At 73.1% G+C, this 24,636-nt stretch carries 20 protein-coding genes, 1 pseudogene and 1 riboswitch; of the genes and pseudogenes, 3 read left to right on the forward strand and 18 right to left on the reverse strand.

Translation table 11 applies throughout. From position 1 onward, the window contains the following. Positions 1–77: 77 nt before the first annotated feature. The 3 genes from ACGF2V_RS08035 to ACGF2V_RS08045 all read right to left on the reverse strand — a co-directional run bounded on the left by ACGF2V_RS08035 (position 78) and on the right by ACGF2V_RS08045 (position 2,569). The gene (locus tag ACGF2V_RS08035; protein ID WP_362623142.1) at positions 78–938 is read right to left on the reverse strand and encodes a Gfo/Idh/MocA family oxidoreductase; all 861 of its coding nucleotides are present in this window, start codon (positions 936–938) and stop codon (positions 78–80) included. 130 nt (positions 939–1,068) lie between these two features. Continuing rightward, a complete protein-coding gene (locus tag ACGF2V_RS08040; protein ID WP_362704640.1) occupies positions 1,069–1,836 on the reverse strand; it encodes an SMI1/KNR4 family protein in 768 nt (255 codons plus the stop codon). 91 nt (positions 1,837–1,927) lie between these two features. Continuing rightward, positions 1,928–2,569, reverse strand: a complete 642-nt coding sequence (locus tag ACGF2V_RS08045) for a hypothetical protein (RefSeq protein WP_362704642.1) — start codon at positions 2,567–2,569, stop codon at positions 1,928–1,930. A gap of 272 nt (positions 2,570–2,841) precedes the next feature. Here ACGF2V_RS08045 and ACGF2V_RS08050 point away from each other — a divergent pair, with 272 nt between their 5' ends. Continuing rightward, positions 2,842–3,150 (forward strand): hypothetical protein, encoded by a 309-nt coding sequence (locus ACGF2V_RS08050; protein ID WP_362704645.1) that lies wholly within the window; start codon positions 2,842–2,844, stop codon positions 3,148–3,150. Between the two features lie 165 nt (positions 3,151–3,315). On the opposite strand, the gene ACGF2V_RS08055 is transcribed toward ACGF2V_RS08050, so the two are convergent. The 3 genes and pseudogenes from ACGF2V_RS08055 to ACGF2V_RS08065 all read right to left on the reverse strand — a co-directional run bounded on the left by ACGF2V_RS08055 (position 3,316) and on the right by ACGF2V_RS08065 (position 6,849). Further along, positions 3,316–4,077 carry a LysM peptidoglycan-binding domain-containing protein gene (locus ACGF2V_RS08055; protein WP_362704647.1) on the reverse strand — a complete coding sequence of 254 codons (762 nt, stop codon included), beginning with the start codon at positions 4,075–4,077 and terminating at the stop codon, positions 3,316–3,318. Positions 4,078–4,081: 4 nt separating this feature from the next. After that, positions 4,082–4,267: riboswitch (cyclic di-AMP (ydaO/yuaA leader) on the reverse strand. A gap of 302 nt (positions 4,268–4,569) precedes the next feature. Continuing rightward, positions 4,570–4,845: pseudogene (locus ACGF2V_RS08060) on the reverse strand (DUF305 domain-containing protein); the annotation flags it as partial. Positions 4,846–4,875: 30 nt separating this feature from the next. Beyond that, entirely contained in the window at positions 4,876–6,849 is a 1,974-nt protein-coding gene (locus tag ACGF2V_RS08065; RefSeq protein ID WP_362704651.1) for a heavy metal translocating P-type ATPase, read from the reverse strand. 99 nt (positions 6,850–6,948) lie between these two features. On the opposite strand from ACGF2V_RS08065, the gene ACGF2V_RS08070 reads away from it, so the two are divergent. Both ACGF2V_RS08070 and ACGF2V_RS08075 read left to right on the forward strand, forming a co-directional pair. Further along, positions 6,949–7,338, forward strand: a complete 390-nt coding sequence (locus ACGF2V_RS08070; protein WP_362623125.1) for a metalloregulator ArsR/SmtB family transcription factor — start codon at positions 6,949–6,951, stop codon at positions 7,336–7,338. A gap of 115 nt (positions 7,339–7,453) precedes the next feature. Then, positions 7,454–8,293, forward strand: coding sequence for an MIP/aquaporin family protein (locus tag ACGF2V_RS08075; protein ID WP_362704653.1), 840 nt, complete (start codon positions 7,454–7,456; stop codon positions 8,291–8,293). A gap of 308 nt (positions 8,294–8,601) precedes the next feature. Here the strand turns inward: ACGF2V_RS08075 and ACGF2V_RS08080 are convergent, their stop codons facing one another. From ACGF2V_RS08080 to ACGF2V_RS08135, 12 genes are all read right to left on the reverse strand, one after another. Next, positions 8,602–10,875 carry a M20/M25/M40 family metallo-hydrolase gene (locus tag ACGF2V_RS08080; RefSeq protein WP_362704656.1) on the reverse strand — a complete coding sequence of 758 codons (2,274 nt, stop codon included), beginning with the start codon at positions 10,873–10,875 and terminating at the stop codon, positions 8,602–8,604. Beyond that, positions 10,872–12,626 carry a non-ribosomal peptide synthetase gene (locus tag ACGF2V_RS08085; RefSeq protein ID WP_362704658.1) on the reverse strand — a complete coding sequence of 585 codons (1,755 nt, stop codon included), beginning with the start codon at positions 12,624–12,626 and terminating at the stop codon, positions 10,872–10,874. The genes ACGF2V_RS08080 and ACGF2V_RS08085 overlap by 4 nt, the downstream gene beginning before the upstream one ends. Further along, positions 12,623–15,955 (reverse strand): amino acid adenylation domain-containing protein, encoded by a 3,333-nt coding sequence (locus ACGF2V_RS08090; RefSeq protein ID WP_362704660.1) that lies wholly within the window; start codon positions 15,953–15,955, stop codon positions 12,623–12,625. Before ACGF2V_RS08090 ends, ACGF2V_RS08085 begins: the two co-directional genes overlap by 4 nt. Continuing rightward, entirely contained in the window at positions 15,952–16,767 is an 816-nt protein-coding gene (locus tag ACGF2V_RS08095) for a methyltransferase domain-containing protein (protein ID WP_362623111.1), read from the reverse strand. The genes ACGF2V_RS08090 and ACGF2V_RS08095 overlap by 4 nt, the downstream gene beginning before the upstream one ends. A gap of 11 nt (positions 16,768–16,778) precedes the next feature. Beyond that, a complete protein-coding gene (locus tag ACGF2V_RS08100) occupies positions 16,779–17,852 on the reverse strand; it encodes an ornithine cyclodeaminase family protein (protein WP_362623108.1) in 1,074 nt (357 codons plus the stop codon). 63 nt (positions 17,853–17,915) lie between these two features. Further along, positions 17,916–19,151, reverse strand: coding sequence for an MFS transporter (locus ACGF2V_RS08105; RefSeq protein ID WP_362704663.1), 1,236 nt, complete (start codon positions 19,149–19,151; stop codon positions 17,916–17,918). A 2-nt stretch (positions 19,152–19,153) separates the two neighbouring features. Further along, on the reverse strand, positions 19,154–20,188 hold the full coding sequence (locus tag ACGF2V_RS08110; RefSeq protein WP_362623103.1) for a pyridoxal-phosphate dependent enzyme: 1,035 nt from the start codon (positions 20,186–20,188) through the stop codon (positions 19,154–19,156). Between the two features lie 399 nt (positions 20,189–20,587). Further along, positions 20,588–20,782, reverse strand: a complete 195-nt coding sequence (locus ACGF2V_RS08115) for a hypothetical protein (RefSeq protein WP_362623101.1) — start codon at positions 20,780–20,782, stop codon at positions 20,588–20,590. 327 nt (positions 20,783–21,109) lie between these two features. Beyond that, a complete protein-coding gene (locus tag ACGF2V_RS08120) occupies positions 21,110–21,814 on the reverse strand; it encodes an ATP-binding cassette domain-containing protein (RefSeq protein WP_362623098.1) in 705 nt (234 codons plus the stop codon). Next, on the reverse strand, positions 21,807–22,724 hold the full coding sequence (locus ACGF2V_RS08125; RefSeq protein ID WP_362704892.1) for an ABC transporter ATP-binding protein: 918 nt from the start codon (positions 22,722–22,724) through the stop codon (positions 21,807–21,809). Before ACGF2V_RS08125 ends, ACGF2V_RS08120 begins: the two co-directional genes overlap by 8 nt. Before the next feature lie 92 nt (positions 22,725–22,816). Then, positions 22,817–23,674, reverse strand: a complete 858-nt coding sequence (locus tag ACGF2V_RS08130; protein ID WP_362704666.1) for an ABC transporter permease — start codon at positions 23,672–23,674, stop codon at positions 22,817–22,819. After that, positions 23,667–24,632 carry an ABC transporter permease gene (locus tag ACGF2V_RS08135; RefSeq protein WP_362623205.1) on the reverse strand — a complete coding sequence of 322 codons (966 nt, stop codon included), beginning with the start codon at positions 24,630–24,632 and terminating at the stop codon, positions 23,667–23,669. The genes ACGF2V_RS08130 and ACGF2V_RS08135 overlap by 8 nt, the downstream gene beginning before the upstream one ends. Positions 24,633–24,636 lie beyond the last annotated feature (4 nt).

Raw genomic sequence — 24,636 nt, forward strand, 5'->3', positions numbered from 1 at the left:
AGGCGGGCGGCAGCCCGTTCCCCGACCGTGCCACCGCGGCGTGGCGGCGGGAGGTGGCGCGACGACGTCGCGTCACCTCACCGGGAGGCGTTCCGCGGCATGTGCAGGGCGGTGGCCACGGACTCCAGGACCTGGATGGGGCGCAGCAGGTCCGCGTAGGCGATCGGCGGCCTGCCCGTGCGGACCATCCCGAGAAACACGTCGAGACCCGGCACGCAGTAGTCCGCGTCGAGGGTGAGGGTCTGCTCGACCATGGTGTCCTGGGTGAACGTCATTGCGTGGAACGGGATCTGGCGGGTACCGGTGGGCTTGACGAAGTTCACGACGACACGGGTGGCGCCCGCCGTGAACGTGGCGGTGACGGTGGTGTCGGTGGTGTCCGTGCGCACGCCGGAGATCTCTCCGGGAGCGAGCCGGAGCGCGAGGTCCACCGGATGGATTCCGTAGAAGAAGATCCCTCCGTGGTCGCCGTCGGGGTCGGCGGGGCCGGACATGACGACCACGTGCGGCTGTCCGCCGCGCGCGGACCGGGCCACCAGCGCCTCCGCGTCGGGAATCCAGCGGAGGGCCGAGGACGAGGTGAGCGGTGCGTCGTGGGCGAGCGCGGTGTCGATCATGGCCCGGGCGTCCTCGACGGTGCAGGCCAGCGGCTTGTCGACGAAGACCGGAAGTCCCTCGGCGAGGAAGGGGACCGCATGGTCGCGGTGGTGTGCGCCGTGCCGGTCCGCGACGATGACGGCGTCCACCAGCCCGAGCAGGTCGGTGGGGGCGTCGACGATCCTCGTCGTCCCGCCGGTGGCGGCGAGTGTCTCGTTGCGTCGGCTGTGTCCGCCGCTCAGCGCGACGACGCGGGCGTCGCCGCCCGCGCGGCGGATGTTGAGGCGGTCGATGATCTGGTCGACGTGGCTGTTCTCGGTTCCGACGATCCCGATGCGCATCGGGAGATGCTACCTCCATGGTGTCGAGCCGACCGGGCGGGGGTTCCCCTGATCACGGGCGGTGATGTGCCGACCGCGCGCGCCGACCGCAGGGCCCGTCGACGCCGACGGTCGCGCCGGATCGTCCCTGTCAGATCGACGGGCCGCCCGCGCGCAGCCAGCCGAGCAGATCGTCCGTCATCAGGTCGCCGTTCGTCTCGATGCGCTCGTCGATCGCACCGAGGTCCAGGCGGTGCACGCGGGTCCGGTCCCGGCCGTGACGCCGCATGAACAGTCCGCAGCCACCGCTGTCGTCGCCGACCAGCACCCAGTGGGGCGCGTACCGGGCGACCTCGAAGGTCTCGTTGCGTTCCGTGAGGCAGTCCGGTCCGTAGATGTGAACGCCGTTGTCGAGCAGGACGCCCGGGGTCGACCGCCACAGGCGGGCGACCGTGGGGTTGGGCCCCTCCCTGAGTCCTCGCGAGAGCGCTTCCCGGACGGTCAGGAAACCTGCGAAGGATTCCGCGACGGGGTACTCTTCGCCGTCCGCTCCGTCGCGGCACACCACCGGATGCTCCCCGTCCCCCGCTTCGCCGTACCGGTCGAGGGCGAAGCAGTAGCTGTCGCCCCAGTCGGGCTCGACGGCGAAGCACAGCCGAGTGCCGTCCAGCCGCCAGTCGGCGGTGATGGACTCGTACACGTCGTCGGCGAAGTCGACCGGTACGACGGTCGCGATCTGCGCGCGTCCGGCCCGGCCGTGACCGAACTCCGCCAGCCACCACCGGTACGACGGCGGGAGCGGGCCGACGCGCGCCTCGGCCCGGCGGATCATCGCCTCCGGTGCGGCGACGGCCCGCCTGCGGCCGAGTTCCGGCGCCCCGTCGATCATGTCCCGAAGTCGGGTCAGGTCGGGTCTCACGACGCGGAGTCTGCCAGGCCCCCCGTCGCACCCGTGCGACGGGGGGCGCGGCAGTGCGGGAGAGGCAGCGGACGCATGCGTCACGTGCGCTTCACCGCGTCCTGCGGGGCGACGGGGTGCCGGCCATGTACGCGGCCATCGCGTCCACGTCGCCCGGCAGCCCGTAACTCCTCACGAGCGTGCCGACGTTGCCGAAGGGCCTGCCGTCCAGCAGCCAGGTCCCGGGCGACTTCGCGAGGACGCGGACCAGCCGTCGCCGACGGCCGTCGAGGGACGCGAACCGGGTCTCCTCGGGCAGGGCTCGTCCGGGGAACGCCAGACGCAGGGCGGCCTGGGCGACGGGCAGCGCCTCGGTACCGGACACGTCCGGCAGCGAGGTCAGCGGGGGCGGTGGACGTGTCGTCCGCGTACGCGTCGTCGAACAGGCACAGCGACAGCGCGGCGCATCCCCGTACGCCGCCGTCGAAGAACGGCGTCGCCTCGTTCCGTGCGCCCCGCCAGCCGCGACCGCAGACCCTCGGCGCCCCGGTGAGGTGACGGCGGCGAGCAGGACGGGAAGCACGGCGAGCGGTGGCAGTCCCGGCAGCCGTCGCCGGTACAGGACGCCGTAGACCGCGAAGGCCGTGGTCGCAAGCGCCCACCAGCAGCGGGCCCGGCCCGTCCGTGTCCCCGCGCCCGCGTCCCCCGCGGCCGCGCCGAGTGCCGCGTATCCGGCGGCCGCCGCGCACGCCATGACCGCAGCCACCACCGCGCGCCGCGGGCCGCTCGCCGAAGAGCATCGCGCCCACCGCCACCGAGGCGCAGGGCATCAGCGCGACGACGAGGTCGGTGAGCGAGGTGCCGATGCGCGGGATGGCGGGCAGAGGGTACCGGCCGCTTGTCCGGCGACTCCGAGCGGGCCCAGCAGCCATACGGTGCCCGGCGTCGCGGCAGCGGCCATGCGCGGCAAGGGCACGCGCGGTCCCGCGGGTCGCGGATCCGCGGACCGGGTGTCAGCCTGGGTACATGGCTTGGGCGTCATGGACCACTCGTGGTGTGTTCTCGGGGCGCGGCGGCGTGCTCACGGACGAGGCCGGCGTCCTGACCGGGGACCTGACCGTTCATACGACCTGGGCCGACGACACGGCCCAGGTGACCGTGCAGTACACGGGTGCGATCGACTGGTTCACCATGTCGGGCAGCCCCGTGCCCTGCTGTTCCGAGGAGGACAGCAGACGTCTTCACGAGGCGGCGGTGCGGTCCGTCCGGGACGGTGCGGCGGCGACGCTTCCCAGGCCGCCGCGGGAACGGCCGACGGGCAGCGCCCTGGAGTGACCACGAGCGAAGTGCGCCCCGCCCGCGGGCGGGGCAGGGGAAGGCGATGGGGCCCCGGGTACGACGCGACGGGATGCGCCCCTCGGGGAGCCGTGCGGCTTCCGGAGGGGCGCATCCGCGGCTTGCGGACCGGCACGGACCCGGGCCGGTGCGTGCCGGTATGGGTCAGTAGGCGCCGAAGACGTTGTCGATGGAGCCGTACTTGTCGGCGGCGTAGTTGCACGCGGCGGTGATGTTGGCGACCGGGTCGTAGCTGTCGAACGGGGTGCCGGGCACGTGGTAGGCGCGGAACGTCGGGTCGATGACCTGGAGCAGGCCCTTGGACGGCGTTCCGGCGAGGGCGTTCGAGTCCCAGTTGTTGATGGCCCGGGGGTTGCCGGAGGACTCACGCATGACGTTGCGGTGGATGCCGTCGTAGCTGCCGGGAATGCCGTGCTTGGCCATGATGGCCAGCGATTCCCTGATCCAGCCGTCCAGGTTGTCCGCGTATGAGACCGGCGCGGCGGTGACGGTCGCGGACGGGGCACCGGAGGCGCCGGTGGTGGCCTTGGACTCGGCCTTGGCACCGACGGCCAGCTTCATTCCGGGGAGAATCAGCGCGGGGTTGTTCCCGATGATCTCCCGGTTGTCCTCGTACAGCTTCTTCCAGCCGCCTTCGAGGGAATAGCTCTGTGCGATCTTGGAAAGGGTGTCGCCCGAGAGGACGGAATGCGTGACGGTCGCCGCCTTCGGCGCGGAAGTACTTCCGGTGGTGACGGCGGTCGGCACCGCGACCTTTTCGGTGGTGGCGGCCTGAGCCGGAGCGGCCGTGGCGAATCCCGCTCCGATCAGCGGAAGCACCAGGGCGACTCCGCCCGTGGCCGCGGCGATGAGCCCACGGGTCCGGGAAGTGGACGAGCGGCGACGGTACGTGCCCGTTGCGGTCATGGTGAATTCCTCTCCGTCGCCTGCGAGGTGAGCTGTCGGGTTCAGACGGGAGATGTCTGGCCGCAAGGAATGCGACTTCACCCCGAGCCGTTCCGGATACCGGACCGGCGGCTTACCTGGGTCCCCCGCTCCTGCCGTACACGAGTGGGTCGGTTTCTCGGACGGCGGCAGGATTCGGCGTTCCGTCCGGATTGATGGTGACCGTAGGCGAGAAAAGCGGAACGGAACAAGCCCCCATTTTTGATCACAATTGATTCGCATGATCAATTCATGGAATTCGCAGTAATCCAGCTCACAACCCGAACTCGAATCCCCTTGCGCGACAAGGGTGGTCGAGCCACGGACCGGCCCTTCGGGAGGTTTTTACGTGACTCACACCACGAGGCGACAAAAGGGACGTTTCACCTGACACCCAAACGCCTCAACGATTGCCGAAAGTATCTTTACCGGCCAAAATTGCAATTCACTTCAAATCAATCCAAAAGGGACATTTCACTTCTCGCTCGGTCGCAGGCTCCGGAAGCCCCAGCGGCCTCCGGCGCGGCACGCGTGAGTGCGGCACGCGTGAGTGCGGCACGCGTGAGTGCGGCACGCGTGAGTGCTCCGGGCACGAAAAAGGTGCGGAACGTCCGGTGGACGGCCGATCTCGAGGTCCCGGGCGTCGCGGATCGCCGCGGCCAGTTCCTTGATCCCGGGATCGGCGGCGCCGCCGTCGGCCGGCGCCACCGTCGCGACGGCCTGCTGGTGGTGCGGGATCATCTGCTGCGCGACCGTCGCGTCGCCCGGGTGCCCCGGGCTTCAGCGGTCGTTCCGGGCCCGCCTCCACGCGGCCTCGCGCAGCAGCCGGAGCCCGTTGAGGCCGACGAGGACGGTGGAGCCCTCGTGCCCGGCGACGCCGAGCGGCAGCGGGAGGGTGCCGGCCAGGTCCCAGACGACCAGGCCGGTGATGAAGACGCCGGCGATCGTCAGGTTCTGCACCACCAGGCGTCGGCAGCGGCGGGAGAGGGCGACGGCGGTGGGGATGGCGGCGAGCTCGTCGCGGACGACGACCGCGTCGGCGGTCTCCAGGGCGAGGTCGGAGCCCGCCCTGCCCATGGCGATGCCCGTATGGGCCGCGGCCAGGGCGGGGGCGTCGTTGACGCCGTCCCCGACCACGAGGACCTTGCGCCCGGCCCCCTCCATCTCCCTCACCGCACCCACCTTGTCCTCGGGCAGCAGCCCTGCCCGGACGTCCCGGATCCCGACGTCGGCGCCCAGGCGTGCGGCGGCGCGCGGATTGTCGCCGGTGACCAGCACCGGTGGGGCATCGGTGAGCGCGCTGAGCCGGGTGACGGTGTCGCGGGCGTCGTCGCGCAGCCGGTCGGCGACACCGAGGACGCCGACCGGGGCGCCGTCGAGGGCGACCAGCACGACGGTGCGGCCGTCCTCCTCAAGACGTGCGACGGCTTCGGCCGCCGCAGGGCCGGTATGCCCGTCGAGCACGCGTCCGGGGCTGCCGACGGCGACGGTACGGCCGTCCACCGTGGCGGTGACGCCGGTGCCGGGCGTGGAGGCGAAGTCCCTCACCGGCGGCGGTACGAGTCCGCGGGCACGGGCCGCGTCGACGACGGCCCTCGCCAGGGGGTGCTCACTCGGGTGCTCGGCCGCCGCGGCAAGAAGCAGGAGGGCGTCCTCGGTCAGGCCGGTCCCGGCCAGCGGACATACGTCGGTGACGCGCGGGGTGCCCTCGGTCAGAGTGCCGGTCTTGTCGAAGGCCACGGCGTCGATCTGGCCGAGGCGCTCCATCACGACCGCGGACTTGATCAGCACCCCGTGCCGTCCGGCGTTGGCGATCGCGGACAGCAGCGGCGGCATGGTGGCCAGGACCACGGCGCACGGTGACGCCACGATCATGAAGGTCATGGCGCGGAGCAGGGTCGGCTGCAGCGCCGCGCCGAACGCGAGGGGCGCGGCGAACAGGGCGAGGGTGGCCGCCACCATGCCGATCGAGTAGCGCTGTTCGACCTTCTCGATGAAGAGCTGAGTGGGGGCCTTGGTCCCGGACGCCTCCTCGACCATGGCGACGATCCGGGCGATCACCGAATCGGACGGATCCCGCTCCACCACGACCCGCAGCGCCCCGGTGCCGTTCAGCGTCCCGGCGAAGACCTCGTCCCCCGGTTCCTTGGCCACCGGCAGCGGCTCGCCGGTGATGGTGGCCTGGTCCACCTCGCCGGCCCCGTCGAGGACACGGCCGTCGGCGCCCACACGCTCCCCGGGGCGGACCAGGATCACGTCCCCGACCCTCAGCCGCTCGGTCGGCACCACTTCCTCGGCGTCGCCGTCACCCAGCCGGGTCGCCGTGGCGGGCGCGAGGTCGAGCAGCCCGCGCACCGAGTCGGCGGTCCGTGCGGTGGCCAACGCCTCCAGGGCGCCGGACGTGGCGAAGATGACGATCAGCAGGGCGCCGTCCAGCACCTGCCCGATCGCCGCCGCCCCGAGCGCGGCGACCACCATGAGCAGGTCCACGTCCAGCGTCCGGTCCTTGAGCGCCTTCAGCCCCTCCCACCCGGGCTCCCAGCCGCCCGCGGCGTACGTCAGGGCGTACAGCGGCCCCCATGCCCAGGCCGGGGCACCGAGCAGATGGAGGGGCAGCGCCGTCAGGAACAGCACCAGGGCCGCGGCGGCCCAGCGGGCCTCCGGAAGGGCGAGGATCCGGGTGCGGCGCCCGCCCGGCGCTCCCTCCCGGAGCCGTCCGACGGGTGGCGCCTCGGGGGTGAGGGTGACGGACATGGACGCTGCTCCTTCGCGCGACGGGCCGGAGTGGTGCGACCCGCACCATACAGGATTACATGAACAGTCATTCATGAAAGGTCTTCGTAGGATGAGGGCATGGGCCATGGAGTTGACGCGAACACCACTGCCACGGCGCGCGAGCGCCTCGACGCCGTGGGAGCCGCCGATGTCGCGACCACCTTGCAGGCCCTCGCCACCCCGTCCCGGCTGCGCATCCTCGCCCGCCTCCAGGAGGGACCGTGCGCGGCGACGGAACTCGCCGAGGCGGTCGGCATGGAGCAGTCCGCCTGCTCCCATCAGCTGCGGCTGCTGCGCAACCTCGGCCTCGTCACCGGTGAACGCCGGGGGCGGTCGGTGATCTACGCGCTGTACGACAACCACGTGGCCGAGCTCCTCGACCAGGCCCTCTTCCACGTCGAACACCTGCGCCTCGGACTGCGCGACGCCCCGGCACCGGGAGCCGTCCGGACCGGCGGGGCGGGCTGAGGGCCGTCCTCACACCACCGCCGCAGCACCGCGTGCGGAAGCGGACCCGCGCCTCTACGTTCATGTGTGGATCAATGCCGCCAACGGTCGTCACCCGACAGGAAGCGAGATCCCCATGGAGCGGCGCATGTTGTCGGGGCTGGGAGGGGAACTCGCGGCGGAATTCGCCGGAACGCTGATCCTCATCCTCTTCGGCTGTGGTGTGGTGGCCCAGGTGGCGGCCGGCGGCGCGCTCACCGATCCGCCGGGCGGACTCGGGGACCACGACAGCATCGCCTGGGCCTGGGGGCTCGGAGTCACCTTGGGCGTGTATGTGGCGGGCCGGCTGAGCGGTGCTCATCTCAATCCCGCCGTGACGCTCTCGCTCGCGGCGTTCAAGGATTTCCCCTGGAAGAAGGTCGCACCCTATTCCCTCGCGCAACTCGCGGGGGCCTTCGTCGCCGCGCTGGTGGTGCGATGGAATTACACCGAGGCGCTGGCGAAAGCGGATCCCGGACACACCATCAAAACGCAGGGGATCTTCTCCACCCTGCCCGCCAACGGCAATACCGCACTCCCCGTCACCGAATGGGGAGCATTACGGGACCAGATCATCGGCACCGCCATTCTGGTGCTGCTGATCTTCGCGGTCACGGATCTGCTGAATACGCCACCGGGCGCCAATATGAGTCCGTTCGTCGTGGGCCTCGTCGTGGTCACCATCGGCATGGCATTCGGCACCAATGCGGGGTACGCGATCAATCCCGCCCGGGACCTCGGGCCCAGACTGGCGAGCTTTCTGACGGGTTATGGGGAGGCGTGGCGGGATCAGTACGGGAATCTCTACTTCTGGGTTCCGATCGCGGGCCCGCTCGTGGGCGGCCCGGTCGGCGCATTTCTCTACACGTACCTCGTCGGCCGTTTCATCCCTGCCGCGGAGCCGGAGGTCAGCGCTCCCGCACCACCGGAGAGATGACGGGGGATCCGGCACCGGTCGCGGACTCGGGAGAGGCAGCACTCCATGGCGGACCGCATCGGGGCACCGGGCCGGGGCAGCTCCGGCACCGCTGTGACGACGAGCGGCGTTCCGAGGGGTGCGAAGTGCGCAAGCGGGCGGTCGAACCGCACCCTCGACCGGGTCGGGCGCGCCGACACCGCCCCGCCGGACACCAACGTGCACGTCGTTACGGCGCTTGCGCCGGACCGTACGACGTACTGGACGTACAGGGCGTCCGGACCCCGTATGGGCGTGCCCGGGAGGCACGCCCATACGGGGTGTACGGATCAGGCGCCGGTACGCAGTCCGGCGAGCAGGTGGTACACCGTGTCGGTTCCCCGCCGCAGGGCCTCGACGCCGATGTGCTCGTCGGTTCCGTGCATGCGCTTGAGCATGTCCCGGTTCACCGTGAACGGGTACATGCCGTAGACGGGGATGTTCTGCTCCCGGAACGGGACGGCGCTGGTGACCGCCTCGAACTGGCAGGGGGTGGCCCGCACTCCGGGATGGGTCCGGCGCACGGCCGACTCCCAGGCGCGGAAGACGTCCGTGTCGTGCGTGGAGTCGGGCGTGGCGAGGTAGCCGCGCAGCCGGTCCAGTGCCTGCTGCTCGCTCTCGCCGCGGTTCCCGACGACGCTCAGCGTCGCGCGGTTGCCGATCAGGGAGCGCAGTTCGGCGACGATGCGGCCGGGGTCGTCGGCGCCGGGCAGGAAGGCGGCGCGGAACTCCGCGGTCGCCGTGCCCGGCACGATGCTCGGGTAGTAGCCGGACCGGGCCGCGGTGAAGGCGAGGGTGGTCCGCAGCATCGCGTTGTGCAGTTCCGGGGTCTCACTGAGCCGGATCACCGCCTCGCCGGCCCGGTCCCGCTCCCGTTCGCTCCGGGCGTCGAGCATCTGCCGCACGGCCTCGGCGAGTTGCCGGTCCGTGGTGGCCCCGGCGAGTTCGGCGAAGTAGCGCAGGGACAGCGCGTTGGGGCGGATGTGGGCCCGCCAGTCCCCGAGTTGCTCCAGCACCTCCCCCAGCCGGATCACGGCCTGTCCGGTGAACGGCTTGGACGTGTGGGTGGCGTACGAGGAGGTCTCCAGGCGCAGCAGCAGGGACCGTTTGTCGTTGCAGGTGAGGGCGGCGATCATGGGAGTCGTGCCGTCGCGCTGGTCGAGGACCCAGCCCCCTTCGGTGATGACCGCGCCCGCCTCGACCCTGCCGGGGTGTTCGGTGAGGAACCAGCGCACCCCGTGAGGTCCTTGTTCCTCGTCGCAGTCGGACCAGAACACGATGTCGCGGTCGAAGGACGCTCCCTCGCGCACGTGCCGCAGCAGAGCGGCGACGAACGCGGCGTTGACGCCCTTCATGTCCAGCGCGCCCCGGCCGTACAGCTTGCCGTCCTTGATCTCGCCGGCGAACGGGTCCACCGTCCAGGTGTCGCCGATGGCGGGGACGACGTCGCAGTGGCCGAGCAGGACCAGCGGCTTCTTCCGGTTCGTCCTGCTTCCGGGTACCCGGGCGAAGAAGTGGACGTTGCCCTCCTTCGGGGTGGGCACGATCTCGGTGGCGACCCCGGCGGCCCGGAAGATGCCCTGGAGCATCCGCGCGTACGGCTCGGTGAGCGCGCCGTCTCCGGGGTTGCCGGTGTCCTGGCGGATCATGGCGACCGCGAGTTCCACGGGATCGGTGGGGTCGCCGTCGAAGGACGCGACGCCTGTCGCGCGTGCGGCGGCCGAGGCGCGGGGTGCGGCGGCCGTCGCCGCGCCCAGGCCCAGGAGCGTGCTTGCGACGGCCGTCGCACCGGCTCCGAGGACGGACCGGCGGGACGGGCGGGTGCCGGGCAGGTCGTCCAGGCAGGCGGAGATGACCGCGTCCGGGTTCTCCCGGTGCGCGTAGTGCCCGCCTTCGACGGACAGGAACGTGCACGTGCCCCGGGTCCAGTCGGCCCAGCGGCGCACCGTCACCTCGGGCACGTGCGGGTCCTCGGTGGCCCACACGGCGCGCAGTTCGACGTCGGGCACGGGTCTGCGGCCGCCGTCGTAGCGTCCGGACAGCCGCAGGTCGGCGATGACAGGGGGCAGCAGTACCTCCTCGAACTCGGGGTCGGCCAGGAGTTCGGGATCGGTCAGCCCGGTCCCGGCGACGAAGGCGCGGGCGTCCTCGACGGTGACCTCGTCGCCGTCGCCGTGGAAGTCGCCGGGGCACTGTCCGGCCACCGCGCACAGCCGGGCGACCGGCACCCCGGCGTCGAGCAGTCGGCCGCACGTCTCGTACGCCAGCAGTGCGCCGAGGCTGACGCCGATCAGTACCAGGCGCCGTCCACCGCGCGCCGCGCGCACCTCGGCCGCCACGGCGTCCGCGTAGACCGCCATGTCGACGACGGGTTCCTCGTCGATGCGGGTGCCCCGTCCCGGTGGTGTGACCAGCGCGAGCGTGGTGTCCCCGGGAAGCCGGCCGCGCCAGCCCGCGAAGGTCGGGCCGTGGGCGCCGGTGGGGGCGAAGCAGACCACGAGCGTGCCGGTCGTGCCCCCGCCGTCCGGTCCGTTCTCCGGCATGCCGAGCCAGGGGGTGCTCATGCCCGGTCCTCCTGCGGGGTCTCGCGGCACAGTGCGGCGATGGCTGTGACGGTGGGTGCGCCGAGGATGCGGCGCAGGGGTACGCGCCGGCCGGCCGTCGCCACGAGCCGGTTGGCGAGCCGCACGGCGAGCAGGGAGTGGCCGCCCGCGTCGAAGAAGTTCTGCTCGGCCGAGGCGGGCGGTGCGCCGAGGAGTTCCTCCCAGAGGGCGGCGACGGCGGCCTCGGTGGCGTCGGACGGGGCGAACCCGGTCGTGCGTTCCTGTCCGATGCGGTCCACGAGGGTGCGCAGGGCGGTGCGGTCGAGCTTGCCGTTGGTGCTCATGGGGAGCGTCGGGACCTGCTGGACGCGGGCGGGCACCATGTAGTCGGGCAGCCGGTCGCGCAGGTATCCGCGCAGGGCGGCGGGGGCGATCTCCTCGTCGGCCGTGCAGCAGGCGACGACGCGTGCCTCGCCGTCCTCGGTCTTGGCGTACGCTCCGGCGTCGGTGACGCCGGGCGCCTTGCGGAGGGTGGCCTCGATCTCCTCCAGTTCGACGCGGTAGCCGCGTACCTTGATCTGGTTGTCGGTGCGGCCGGTGATCTCCAGCGCCCCGTCCGGAAGACGGCGGCCCCGGTCGCCGGTCCGGTAGTGCCGGACGCCGTCGTCGTCCGTGAGGAAGCGGTCCTCGCCTTCGCCGCCGACATAGCCGAGGGCGAGCGGCGGTCCGCAGACCCACACCTCGCCGGTCGTGCCGGGCGGCAGCCGTCGGCCGAGCCGGTCGCGGACGGAGAGCGAGGCTCCCGCCACGGGGGCGCCGACGGGGACGCGTCCGGCGTCGGCGGGCAGCAGTGCGGTGTCGTACGCGGCGACGTTGGAGGCGGTCTCCGTCATGCCGTAGAGGTTGAGCAGGGTGGCGTCGGGCCAGACCTCTCGAAACCGCAGGACGGTGTCGACGGGGAGGGCGTCGGCGCCGCTGGTGACCAGGACGGGCTGGTGACGGTCCGGCTGTTTCGCGCTCTCCTCCAGCAGGCCCGCGATCAGGTGCGGGGTCAGGAAGAGGTGGGTGATCCGCTCCCGGTGGACGGTGGCGGCGAACAGGACCGGGTCGAGGAGTTCGTCGGTGCCGAGCACGACGGAGGGCACGCCCTTGAGCAGTCCGCCCAGGAGTTCCCAGGGCGAGGCGACGAGGGCGAGGGACTTCTGGACGGCCAGCACCGCGTTCCGGGGAAACGGGTGGTCCTGCCACATCCACTCCAGCCGGCCGCGCACCGAACGCCTGCTGACGCGCACGCCCTTGGGGTTTCCGGTGGTGCCTGAGGTGTAGACGATGTGGAAGAGAGCGTCGTCGTCGGGTTCCTTCTCGGGCACCTGGTGCAGTGGGCCGTCGGCGAGGGGGGCGAGCGTGACGCGCGAGGCGTCCAGGGTGGGGAACTGGTCGAGCCCGGGTTCGGCCAGCACGCAGTGCGGTCCGGTCTCCTCCACCATGCGGCGCTGGCGTCGCACGGGGATCGCGGGGTCCAGTCCGAGGTAGGCGGCACCGGTCTTGAGCACGGCGAGGACCCCGGCGACGGCGGCGGGGCCGCGTTGCGCGGCGAGTGCCACCAGGCTGCCGGGGCCGGTGCCCCGGGCGGCGAGCCGGGCGGCCAGTCTGCCGCTCCAGTCGTCGAGTTCGCGGTAGGTGAGGCTGGCGCCGCTGTGGCGCAGGGCTACGGCCCGGGGGCGGGCCGCCACCTGCTCGGCGAAGCGTTCCAGCAGGGTCGGCGAGGTCATCGGTGGTCGCCTCCGGGCAGCAGGTCGAGGGAGCGGATGGTGGTGTGCCGCGCGCGCCCGGGATCGGTCAGGGCGCGCAGCGCGATCAGGGTGGACTCCAGTACGTTGCGGGCGGCCGGGGCGTCGAGCAGGTCCCGCTGGTGGGCGTACTGCAGCAGCAGCCGTCCGGGGCCGTGCGGCTGGACGTAGAGCGCGCAGTCGTACTTGGTGAATCCGGTGTCCAGTTCGACGAAGCGGAAGCCGACGCCCGCGGCGGTGGTGGCGCGGGCCGGGTACGGCAGCATGTTCAGCATGGTCTGGAAGACCGGTGTCGCCGCGGAGCTGCGGGAGGCGGCGGGCAGCCGTCGCAGGGTCCAGGCGAACGGGTACTCGGCGGCGACGTACGCGTCGTACACGGTCTCCCTCACCTGCGCGGTGAAGTCGGCGAGGGTCGTGGACGGGTGGACGGGCAGCCGCAGCGGCAGCATGGCCAGGGTGAACGCCGGGACCTCGGCCGCCTCCGGCCGTTCCCGGCCCGCCATCGGGGCGCCGACGACCACCTCGTCGGCGTCGGAGTAGTAGCTCAGGGCCAGTGCGTAGGCGGCGAGCAGCGGCACGAAGGCGGTGGCGGAGGCGGACAGCGCGGTGTCGCGCAGCCGCCGCGTCAGGTCCTCGTCGAGCACCGCCTCGGTGATGCCGCCCCGGTAAGTGGGCGCGGCGGGCCGCGGCTTCTGCGCGATCTGGAGTGCCGGCAGTTCGCCCGCGAGCCGGCGCTGCCAGTACTCCCCCGCCTCGGCGACCTCCTCGGTGGCCAGCCGGGCCTCCAGGTGGTCCAGGTAGCGGTCGTAGCGGGTGGCGCGTTCCGGGTCGGGGGCGGCGGGGCGTCGTTCGTAGAGTTCGGCGAGGCGTTGGAACAGCACGGTGGCGCCCCAGCCGTCGAGGAGCAGTTCGTGCAGGGTGACGAGCAGCCGGTGCTGTCCGTCGGGCAGCCGGAACAGCTCGGCGCGCAGGGCCGGTTCGGCCAGGAGGTCGAAGGGCGTGGCCGCCTCCCGCGACGCCGTCGCCCGCAACTCCTCCTCGGTGGTCTCGCGCACCTGGCCGGACAGGGGCACGTCCCAGTGCGGGTAGTGCTGCACCACTTCCTGCGTGCCGGGCTCGTCGCTCTCCGAGAACCGGGCGAGAAGCTGCGGGTTCTCGGTGAGCAGTTGTCGCCAGGCCCCGGCGAGCCGGGGCACGTCCAGGGGGCCGTCCAGTTCCAGGGAGCCCTGGTAGCTGTAGGAGGGGCTGAGGGGGTCGAGCCGCCAGTGGAAGTAGACCCCGGCCTGCTGCGGGGTGAGCGCACGGGTGCGAGGTGCGTCCGGGGCCGCCGTCGCCGTGCGGGTGTCCTCGGCCGTCCCCGTGCGGGCGTCTCCCGCCGGCTCGCGCCGGGGGCCGGGCCCGGCGAGTGCGGCGAGCGCGGCGGGGCTGCCGTCGCGCAGCACGTCGCGCAGGGCTGCCTCGGACCCCGTCCGGCGCAGTGCCGCGACCAGGCGCATGGCCTGGAGCGAGTCGCCGCCCAGGGCCAGGAAGGAGTCGTCGCGGCCGACGCGCCCGGTGCCGAGGACGTCGGCGACGAGGGCCGCGATCGCGGTCTCCGTCGCGTCGCGCGGCGGGGTGTAGGGGCGGTCGTCGGGGCGGCTGCGGCGAGGGGGTGCGGGGAGCGCCTTGTAGTCGGTCTTGCCGTTGCGGGTGAGGGGGATGCGGGGCAGGGCGACGAAGATGTGCGGCACCATCGGTGCGGGGAGCCGTTCGGCCAGGTGGGCGCGGAGTGCCGCTTCGGGCACCTCGTCCCCGGTGGTGGTGACGTGGGCGACGAGGCGGGGCGGCCCGGCGGCCCGCGGGGTGTGGGCGCTGTCGCGGGCCACCAGGGCTCCGTCGTCGTCCGGGGTGTGGACGGTGACGGCGCAGGCGGCGACCGAGGGGTGGGTGCCGAGCACGGCCTCGATCTCCGCGAGTTCCATGCGCACGCCGCCGAGCTTGACCTGCCGGTCGACCCGGCCCAGGTACTCGAGTTGGCCGTCGGGCAGGACGCGCACCGCGTCCCCGGTGCGGTACAGGCGCCCCTCTCCGCCGCCGAAGGGGTCGGTGAAGAAGGCGCGGGCGGTACGCTCCGGGTCGCCGAGGTAGCCCCGGCCGACGACGGGTCCGCCGACGAAGAGCTCTCCCGTCTCGCCGTGCGCGCAGGCGTGCCACAGCCCGTCCTCGGCACGCAGCACGTACAGGGCGGCGTTCCCGACGGGCGAGCCGATCGGCAGGTGGCGGGTGTCGGCGGCGGGGCGTTCGAGTACGGCGTGGGTGACGTCGTCGGAGCACTCGGTGGGGCCGTAGGCGTTGAGGAGTCGGATGCCGGGCATGGTGTCGTGCCAGCGCGCGGCGAGGGCGGGCGGCAGTTCCTCGCCGGTGGCGATCATCCAGCGCAGCGCCCCGGGGCGGGTTCCCTCGGCGTCGTGGGCGTCGAGCAGGAAGCGGATCAGGGTGGGCACGGTCTCCAGGACGGTGGTTCCGCGCCGCCGCACCTCTGCCAGCAGCAGCGCGCCGTCCCGGGCCTGTTCGTCGTCGAGGATCTGGACCCGGCCGCCGACGAGGAACGGGGCGAGCATCTGCCACACGGAGATGTCGAAGGCGAGCGGCGCCGTCTGGGCGAGCCGGTCGTCGGCGGTCAGGGCGAGGTCGTCCGCCTTGGCCCACAGGTGGTTGAGCATGCCCCGGTGCTCCACGACGGCGGCCTTGGGGCGGCCGGTCGAGCCGGAGGTGTAGAGGACGTAGCGCACCTCGTCGGGGGCGGGCGGCGCGGTCCGGGTGCAGGGGGTGTCCGCCAGGCGGGGTGTCGTGGTGGGGACGCCCGCGGCGCGCGCCCCTTTCACCAGTTCGCCGTGGTCCTCGGGGCCGCCGGTGGTGAGCAGGAGGGCGGCGCCGCTGTCGGTGAGGAGGGACTCGACGCGGGCGGCGGGCCATTGCGCGTCGAGGGGCAGGTAGACGGCTCCAAGCAGTTCCAGCGCGAGGAGGGCGGTGACGACGTCGCCGCCGCGCCGGCCGCCGACCGCGACGATCCGGCCCGCCCGGACGCCGGTGGCGGCCAGGTGCGCGGCCATGCGGTGGGCACGGTCCGCGAGGGCGGCGTAGGTGAGGGCGGCGTCGCCGTCCTCGACCGCGATGCGGTGCGGGTGCGTGTCCGCGTGGCGCTCGACGTACGCGTGGACTCCTTCACCGAGTTCGTAGGGTTCGCTCCGGGTGAGCGCGGCGGCGACGGCGGCGTCCCGGGCCCCTTCGGCCAGTGGGAGCGCCGGGTAGTGCCCGGGTATGCCGGTCACCGGGCCCCCTTCTTCTCGGCGACGACGAGCAGGTATTCGACGGGCACGCCCGTGCCGCGTGCGTCGGTGGTGTGGAAGCCCTCGGTCATCTCGGCCATCTCCGCCCGCAGTTCCTTCCAGCGCGAGGGCGGCGAGATGGTGTTCCTGGCCGCGATGCAGGGGCCGAAGCAGCTCTCGAAGAAGGCGACCAGGTCCTCGGCGGTGGCGAACGGGTAGAAGAGTTCACGGCGTTCGGCGGTGACGGTGAACTCCGGGCCGAGCAGTTCGGCGAGGTAGTCCGGGGAGCCCCACAGCATGGGCTGTCCCTGGTGTCCGTTGGGCGAGGGGAAGTAGGCGGAGAGGATCTCCTGGAAGTGGGCGGTCCAGCTGCGTGCCGTCCAGTTGCACATGCCGATCCGGCCGCCGGGCCGCAGCACCCGGGCCATCTCCCCCGACGAGGCTGCGTGGTCGGGTGCGAACTGGATCCCGTAGGTGGAGGTGACGAGGTCGAACGAGGTGTCGGGGAAGGGGAGTTCCTGGGCGTCGCCGCGGTGCAGCTCCACCTCGGCACCGGCCTTCGCGAACCGTTCGCGGGCGTCGGGGAAGAACTCGTCGGTGAGGTCGAGGCCGGTGACGACGCAGCCGCGCAGGGCGGTCAGCAGGGCGACGTTCCCGTTGCCGGTGGCGACGTCGAGGTGGCGGGTGCCCGGTCCGGGGGCGAGCCGGGCCACGAGTTCGTCGGCGCCGGGCCGCAGCAGGTCGGCGACGTGCCGGTACTCGCCGTACGACCACATGGTGCGGTTGATCTCCTGGACGTTCCGGTCGATCGTCATGCGGATCCCCTTCAGAGTGTGAGCCGGGCGCCCACGCCGACGGCTTCGGCGCGGGCGAGGACGCTGTCGGCGACGGCCACGTCGAGGATCGACATGCCGAACGGGTTGCTGATCACGGTCTCGTCCGGGGCGCGGCGACCCGGGTGACGGCCGGTCAGCACGTCGCCGAGGGTGCCGTCGACACGGCGGGCGCCGGGGCGCGCGGTGACTCCCTCGCGCGGGGCGCCGTCGGGGCCGAGCAGGGTGCCGGCCCGGTGCATGCGGCCCAGCAGCCGGCGCGGGTCGTCGCGGACCAGGCTCCAGTCGTCGACGATCACCGCGCCGGCCGCGAGCACCGCCGCCTCGGTGAGGTCGTCCAGCGACACGTGGCAGACCAGGGCGCCCGGCATCAGCCAGTCGGGCTCGATGTAGCCCTCGGTCACCGTCGTGACGGGCACGACGAGTTCGGCGTCCCGCACGGCCTCGCGCGGGCCGTCGGCGAGCACGGTCTCGATGTCCGCCGCCGCGGGGAGCGAGGCGATGTACCCGGCGACGGCCTTCGCGCGCTCGGGTGCCAGGTCGTACAGGGTGATCCGGCGCAGGGTGGGCACGGTGTCCAGCAGCAGCGTCACGTGTGCCTGGGCGAGCGCCCCGCAGCCGATCAGCGCCAGAGCGTGCGGTTCGGGCACCGCCAGATGGCGCACGGCGAGGGCGGTGACCGCCGCGGTGCGCATCGCGCTGATGTACGCGGCCTCCATGAGTGCGCGCGGACGGGCGGTCTCCGGGTCCAGGAGCAGGGTGAACCCCTGGGAGCGCGGAATGCCGCGGCCGGGGTTGCCGATCGAGGCGTTGATGGTCTTCATGCCGATGACCGGCGGCCGGCCGTCCTGGACGAGGGCGCCGGGCATGGCCAGCAGCCGGGCCCGGTAGCCCTCCGGGGTGGTCCAGCCGAGATACGCCTCCTCGGGCAGGACCGAGTGTCCGGCGCAGTGCAGGGTGAGCGCCTCGGCCACCGCCGTCACGATGTCGACGCCGCGGGCGGCCTCGATGACGTCCGCGCGGGTCAGATAGCGGAATCGGCTGTCGGGATAGTGCTCGAAGTCCATGGCGGGCGGGGCTCCTTGGCGTGAGATCCGATACTGACGACGGGGGAAGGGTGCGGGGGCGGTTCAGCCGGCGGTGGCGCGCGGACCGCGCAGCACCACGAAGGGGACGAGGGCGCCCAGCAGCAGCACGCAGGCGAGCGCGATCCAGCCGGCGGTGCCGAGGGCGAGGACGACGCCGGTCATGAGCACCGGGCCGGCGACCCGGTTGGCGACGGTGCGGCTGGTGTTGAACAGCACCAGGTAGGCGCTGCGCGCCCCCTGCGGTGCCAGTTCGAAGGACAGCGTCCACGAGGCGCCGACCTGGAGCAGTTCGGCGAAGGTGAGCAGGACGACCGCGCCGCCGAGCACCAGCAGGGCCTGCGTGCGGCCGAACGCGGGCGCGGCGGCGAAGGCCAGGGCGCCGAGGGCGAGCAGCAGGGCCGCGGCCGCGTACGAGTACCACGCCCGGCGAGTGGTGCCGTAGCAGCGGTTGAGCGGGTACTGGAGGGCGATGCACAGCACGGTGTTGACGGCGTACAGGATGCCGACATAGCGCTCCGGTACGTCGGTCCCGGTGACGAGCCACAGCGGGAAGGCCACGTTGAGGACCGGCATCCACAGCGACACCAGCGCGTTGTAGGCGGTGAACCCGAGCAGCGCGCGGTCCTTGAGGAGCGGGGCGACCCGGGCGCTGTCGGCGGTGGCCGCGGCCTCCTCCGCCCGTGCGGTGGCGTACACCGCGGCGACCGCCACGTAGGCGAGCGCGCCGCCGATCAGCAGCGGCCGGAAGGCATCGGGTGCCCCGGATCCCAGGGCGACCCCGGCGATCAGTCCGCCGAGGCTGATGCCGAGGTTGACGACGGTGCGCTGCACGGCCATCACCTTGGCGCGCAGGCTCTCGGCGGCCCGGGCGCCGACGTACGACTGCACGAGCGGGGGCGAGGACTGCTCGGTGACGGCGACGAGGGCGACCACGGCGAGGAAGCTCCACCAGCCGTCCACCCACAGATAGCCGAGCGTGGCCAGGGCACGCAGCAGCATCACCCCGATGAGCACCGGCTTCGGTCCCCATCGCCCGGCCAGCCGCGCGATGGGGACGGCGGCGGCGATCGCGACGGCGCCGCCGATCGTCAGGCCGGTGCCGACCGAGGAGGTGCTGAGATGGGCGACCTTGACGAAGTAGATGGTCGAGACCGCGAGGAACAGTCCCGTGCCGGTCCACTCGATCAGCGTGGCGCCCTGGACCAGCGGCAGGAACTGCCGGTAGCCGGCGTCCGGCTGCCGGGCGGGAGTGGTGGTCGTGGTGGTGCTCGTGCCCATGGTCAGTGCTCCTGGTGCTTCCTGTCGAAGAAGAGGCCCTCGCGGCGCAGTCGTTCCATGGCCGTGTCGATCTCCTTCACGATGCCCTGCTCGTCCGCCCAGTCGTCGCAGTAGAGGGTGTCCTGGTACTTCTCGCCGCCGTCGGCGGCGAGGCAGACCGCGAGTCGGCCGTCCGCGTGGCCGTCGTCCTGGTCGGTGAGCAGTGCGCGTACGGCGCAGCCGCTGGAACCGCCGAGCACGATGCCCGTGTCCTCGGCGAGGATCCGGCAGACGGCGATCGCCTCGATGTCGTCGACGCGTACGGCGCGGTCGTAGCGGCGCGGCCCCTTCAGCAGCGCGGAGGGCCGACTGGCTCCTATGCCGGGGATGAGGCGTCGCCCGGTGCTGCCGGAGACGGCCGTGGAGCCGGTCACGTCCACGGCGACGACGGCGACGTCCGGACGGTGCCCCCGCAGGTGGGCGCCGATGCCGGCGAGGGTGCCGCCGGTGGAGACCGGTATGTAGACCGCGCCGAGGCCGGGGCCGGCCTGTTCGGTGATCTCGGGGCCGGTGGTGCGGCGGTGGATGTCGGGCGCGGCCGGGTTCTCGTACTGGTCCGGCCAGCGGTAGGCGGGGTTGCGCGCGCACAGTTCGCGGACCGTGCGCAGTCGGCTCAGCAGGTATCCGCCCTGGCCGTCCGGTTCGTCGACGACGATCGTGCGGGTGCCTCGCTCGGTGAGCGTGCGAAGGGTGGTGTGCGGGGTCTTCAGGTCGACCACCGCCAGGAACACGCAGTCGATGGCGGGCAGCAGCCGCGCCAGGGCGAGGCCGAGGTTGCCGGAGGTGGATTCCACCACCACCGTGCCGGGGGTGAGCGGCCGTTCGTCGTGCAGCGCCCGTAGGAGTGCGACGGCGCTGCGGTCCTTCACCGATCCGGTGGGGCCGTGTTGCTCCAGCTTCAGTCCCAGACGCCGCACCCGGCCCCGGTGGGCGACGTCCAGGAAGAGTAAGGGAGTGCGGTGGATGGCCCGCGCGAGGACGGGCTGGACAGGCGGCACTGCTTCCCCCCGTGCGATGGGTCGTCGGCCCTTCCGGTGGTCCGGCCGGGATGCCTTCGCTGTGCGGTCTCAGACATTAAGCGGGCCCGCCCCGCTGTCACCATGCCGCTCAGCGGGCTGCCCCTGCGCTGTTGGCGCGAACCACGCTTGACCGCCGTCCGCGTCCCGTCTCCGGCCGGTCCGGTCTCCCGAGCCGACGGCCGTTCCCCGGGCGGTCCGTCGCGCGCTGGGCGCGGCGGGCGACTCGAAATGGCCGGTTCGGTTCTGCCGACGCGGCGCGACACGCCGTGTTCGGCGCCGGTCGGTCCCCCCGGGTCCGGGTCGCCGGGTGAGCGCGAGCGGCTCCGCGGGGCAGCCGACCGCGGTCGGCGCGACTCGGCCGACGGAGGTCCGCCGCGGTCAGGGCTCCAGGCTGCTGACGACGTCGGCGGTGGCCGTCAGGCCGTCCTGAATGGTCGGCGCCATGCTCGTGCCCGCGAGGAAGAACCCGAACAGGGCGCAGACCAACGCGTGCGAGACCTTCAGCCCCCCGTTGCGGAGGAAGATCACCGCCAGGATCAGCAGAAGCAGCACCAGTGAGATCGAAATGGCCATGGCCAACCTCCTCCGCCGCGCCGGAATGCGGCATTCGGCCGCCAGTGTGGCGTAGTGAGGAGGCCGTCCGGCGGACTGGCGTGTCCGCCATCCGGGTGCTGTCCGGTTGCCGGGTTCCGGTCGGTGCGCCGGATCGGCCGCCGGGGCCGGTCCCGTCGTTCCGGGCGCCCGCGTCGGACACCGGCGCGAGTGACGCGCTGCGGGACCTGGTCCGCGAGAGCAACCGGGGCACCCGCCTCCGGCTCCTCCCCGGCCCGGGTGCCCTGCGCACGAGCCCGGCGGGGGCCGACGTCCTCGTCACGGCGGATTCGCGGGCGCGGTCCTCGCTCACCCCGCCCGGCGCGCGCCCTCCCGTGGTGCCGGGGCCGCCGGGCCGGGCCCGCAGATCTCGGGCCAGCCGATCGTGCGGTCGCACCAGCGTTCCAGCAGGACCCGGTCGTGGCCCACGGCCAGCAGTCCGGCGCCCGACTCGTGCCGGTACGCCTCGACGACCGCGACCAGTGCGGCAGTCGTCGACGCGTCGAGCATCGCCGTCATCTCGTCGCAGATCAGCCAGCGCGGACGCAGGACCAACGCCCTGGCCAGGCAGGCGCGTTGCAACTGACCGTCGCTCACCTCGTGCGGGCGGCGGCCCAGCAGATCGGCGGTGAGCCCGACGGACGGTGCCAGTTCGGCCAGCCGGTCCGCCACCTCGGCTCGCCGGCCGGTCGCCCGCAGCGGCTGGGCGATGAGTTCGCGCAGGCTGAGCCGGGGATCGGCGGAGAGCCGGGGCTGCTGGAAGACGACGCCGACGGCGGTGCGCTGTTCCCTCGGGGCACGGTGCCGCCAGCCGCGTACCGGCCGGCCGTCGAGGGTGAGCGTTCCCGCGTCCGGCCGGTGCAGCAGCGCGGCGACCCTGGCCAGGGTGGACTTGCCGCAGCCGCTGGGCCCGAGGAGCCCCACGGACTCTCCCGGCTCGATGGCCAGCGAGGCGTCACGGACCACGGGCGCACGGCGGTCGTACCCGGCGGTGATACGGGTGAGTTCAAGCACGGGCGGACTCCTGCGCGTACGCCGGCGCACCGTGGTGGCAGGCGAGACGACCGTCGAACGGGGGTGGTACGGAGCATCGGTCGTCGGCGCGCGGGCAGCGGGCCGCGAACGCGCAGCCGTCGGGGAGCGCCCCGAGTTCCGGGGGCATGCCGGGGATGGGCACGAAGGCACGCTCCGGCAGGGCGTCGAGGAGCCCGCGGGCGTACGGGTGGCGGGGTCCCGGCTTCCCGAAGAAACCTCCGGCGTCGGCGAGTTCGACGATACGGCCGGCGTACATGACGGCGACTCGGTCGGCGATCCGCTCGGCCGCCGCCAGGTCGTGGGTGATGATCAGCAGCGCCCGGCCGCCGTCGGTGTGGCGGCGCAGTTCGTCCACGGTGCGCTCGACCAGGTCGCGGTCGAGCCCGGTGGTCGGTTCGTCGGCCAGGAGCAGGGGTGCGTCGCCGATCAGGGCGAGGGCGGTGGCGGCGCGCTGGGCGAGGCCGCCGGAGAGCTCGTGCGGGTAGCGGTCCAGGTGGCCGGGCGGGAACGCGGCGCGTTCGGCGGCTCGTTCCGCGGCGGCGCGCAGCTCCGGCCTGCGGGTGCCGGTCAGTTCGCGGAGGGTCTCCTCCAGGTGGGCCCGGACGGTGCGCACGGGGGTGAGGTGGGCCGCGGGGCTCTGCGGGACGAGTCCGATGCGGCGGCCCCGTACCGTGCGGGCGAGGGTCTTCTCATCGGCGGTGAGGAGGTCGGTGCCGTCCTTCAGGACCGCCGAGCCCCCGGTCTCCGCGTTGCGGGGGAGCAGCCCCAGCAGCGCGGAGGCGAGGACGGACTTGCCGCAGCCGCTCTCGCCGACCAGGGCCAGGCACTCCCCCGCCGCGAGGTCGAAGTGCGCGTCGGTGACGGCCGCGATGTGCCGCCCGCCGCGCATCCGGAAGCGGACGCGGAGCCCGCGGACGGAGAGGACCGGGGCCGCGGGCTCCGGGTCCCCGGTGTCCGGGGCGGGCGGTCGCGGGGTGGTCGTCACAGCATCAGCTCCGATCGGCGGCGCGGGTTGATCCGTTCCCGCCAGGCACCGGCGAGGCCCGCCAGGGCGAGCGTCGGGAGGATCAGGAACAGGCCGGGGAAGAGCGTCGGCCACCAGTGCCCGGCGAGCAGCGAACCGCGCGCCGTCTGCACGAGGTTGCCCAGGCTCGCCTGATGGGCGGGCAGCCCCAGCCCGAGGAAGGAGAGGGCGGATTCGTGCCACATGGCGTGCGGCACCATCAGCACCGCGGCGAGACCCGCCTGCGGCAGCACCGCGGGCAGCAGGTGCCGGACGACGACCCGGCCGCGCGAGGCACCCCCGGAGATCGCCGCGTCGATGAACGGCCGGGAGCGCAGGGACAGCACTTCGGAACGGACGATCCTCGCGGTGGACAACCAGTGGGTGAGGGCGATGGACACGATCACCGGGCCGACGCCGGGCCGGAACATCGCCACGACGAAGATGCCCAGGAGCAGGTGCGGTACGGACGAGAAGGTGTCCACGAGCCGCATGACGACCCGGTCGACCCAGCCCCCGGACGCGGCGGCGAGCGCACCGACCGCCGTGCCGACGACGGTGGCGGTGAGCCCGGCGACGACGCCGACGATCAGCGAGACGCGCAGCCCGTAGACGCAGCGCAGCAGCAAGTCGCGGCCGACGTCGTCGGTGCCGAAGGGGTGCTCCCAGGACGGTGGCTGAAGCCGGGCCGAGAGGTCGACGGCCTGCTGGTCGAGCTGGACCAGCGGGGGGACGAGGAGGACCGCCAGCAGCACCGCGGCCATGGTCCCGGCGGAGCAGAAAAGCCGGACGCGGCGGCTGGTGCGGCGGGTGGATCCGAGAACGGTCTCAGCCATCGAAGCCCACTCTCGGGTCGGCGAGCGCGTACAGCACGTCGGACAGGAGGTTGCCCAGCACGACCGCCACGGTGGCGAGCACCGTGAGCGCGGCCAGCAGCGGGAAGTCGACGGAGGTGGCGGCCTGCACGGTGGCAGCGGCGATGCCCGGCCAGCTGAACACCGTCTCGACGAGCAGGGCGCCGGTGATGAGTTCGGGGACGCGGGAACCGATGAGGGTGAGCATCGGCAGCATCCCGGAGCGCAGCGCGTGGCCGAGCAGTACGGTGCGTTCGCGCAGTCCGCGGGCGCGGGCGCCGCGCACCGGGTCCTCGTCGAGCGCGTCGGCGACGCCCTGGCGCACGTAGAGGAAGAACCACGGCAGCTGCGAGATCCCGAGCACGGATGCGGGAAGCACCAGATGACCGGCGACCTGACCGAAGGTGACCGTGTCGCTGCCCGCGTCGGTGAGGCCGCCGGCCGGGAGCACGTCGAGTTCCAGGGCGAAGAACCAGATGGCGAGCAGTCCCAGCCAGAACGCCGGGGCGGCTTCGAGGGTGTACGCGGCCGCGGAGACGCACCGGTCGAGCAGGCCGGCGGGCCTGCGGGCGGCCAGTACGCCGAGGCCGGTGCCCAGGACGACGGCGACGGCGAAGGCGGTCCCGGCGAGCAGCACGGACCAGCCGAGGCGCTCGCCGATGACGTCGGCGACGGGCTGGCGCATCACGCTGGAGACGCCGAGATCGCCGTGGAGCGCGGCGGTCAGCCAGTTCCACCAGCGGGTCACCAGCGGCTGGTCGACGCCGAGGTTGGCGCGCAGTTGGTCGAGGTTCTCCTGCGACGCGGTGAGCCCGGCGGTGCCCGCGTACGCCTTGACCGGGTCGAAGGGGGAGGCGGCGGCGACGGCGAAGACGCCGAACGTCACGGCGACGAGGACGGGGACGGCGAGCAGTGCCCGACGTCCCACCATCCTGCCCATCGGC

The sequence above is a fragment of the Streptomyces sp. NPDC047982 genome, assembly GCF_043204165.1.
Lineage (GTDB): Bacteria > Actinomycetota > Actinomycetes > Streptomycetales > Streptomycetaceae > Streptomyces.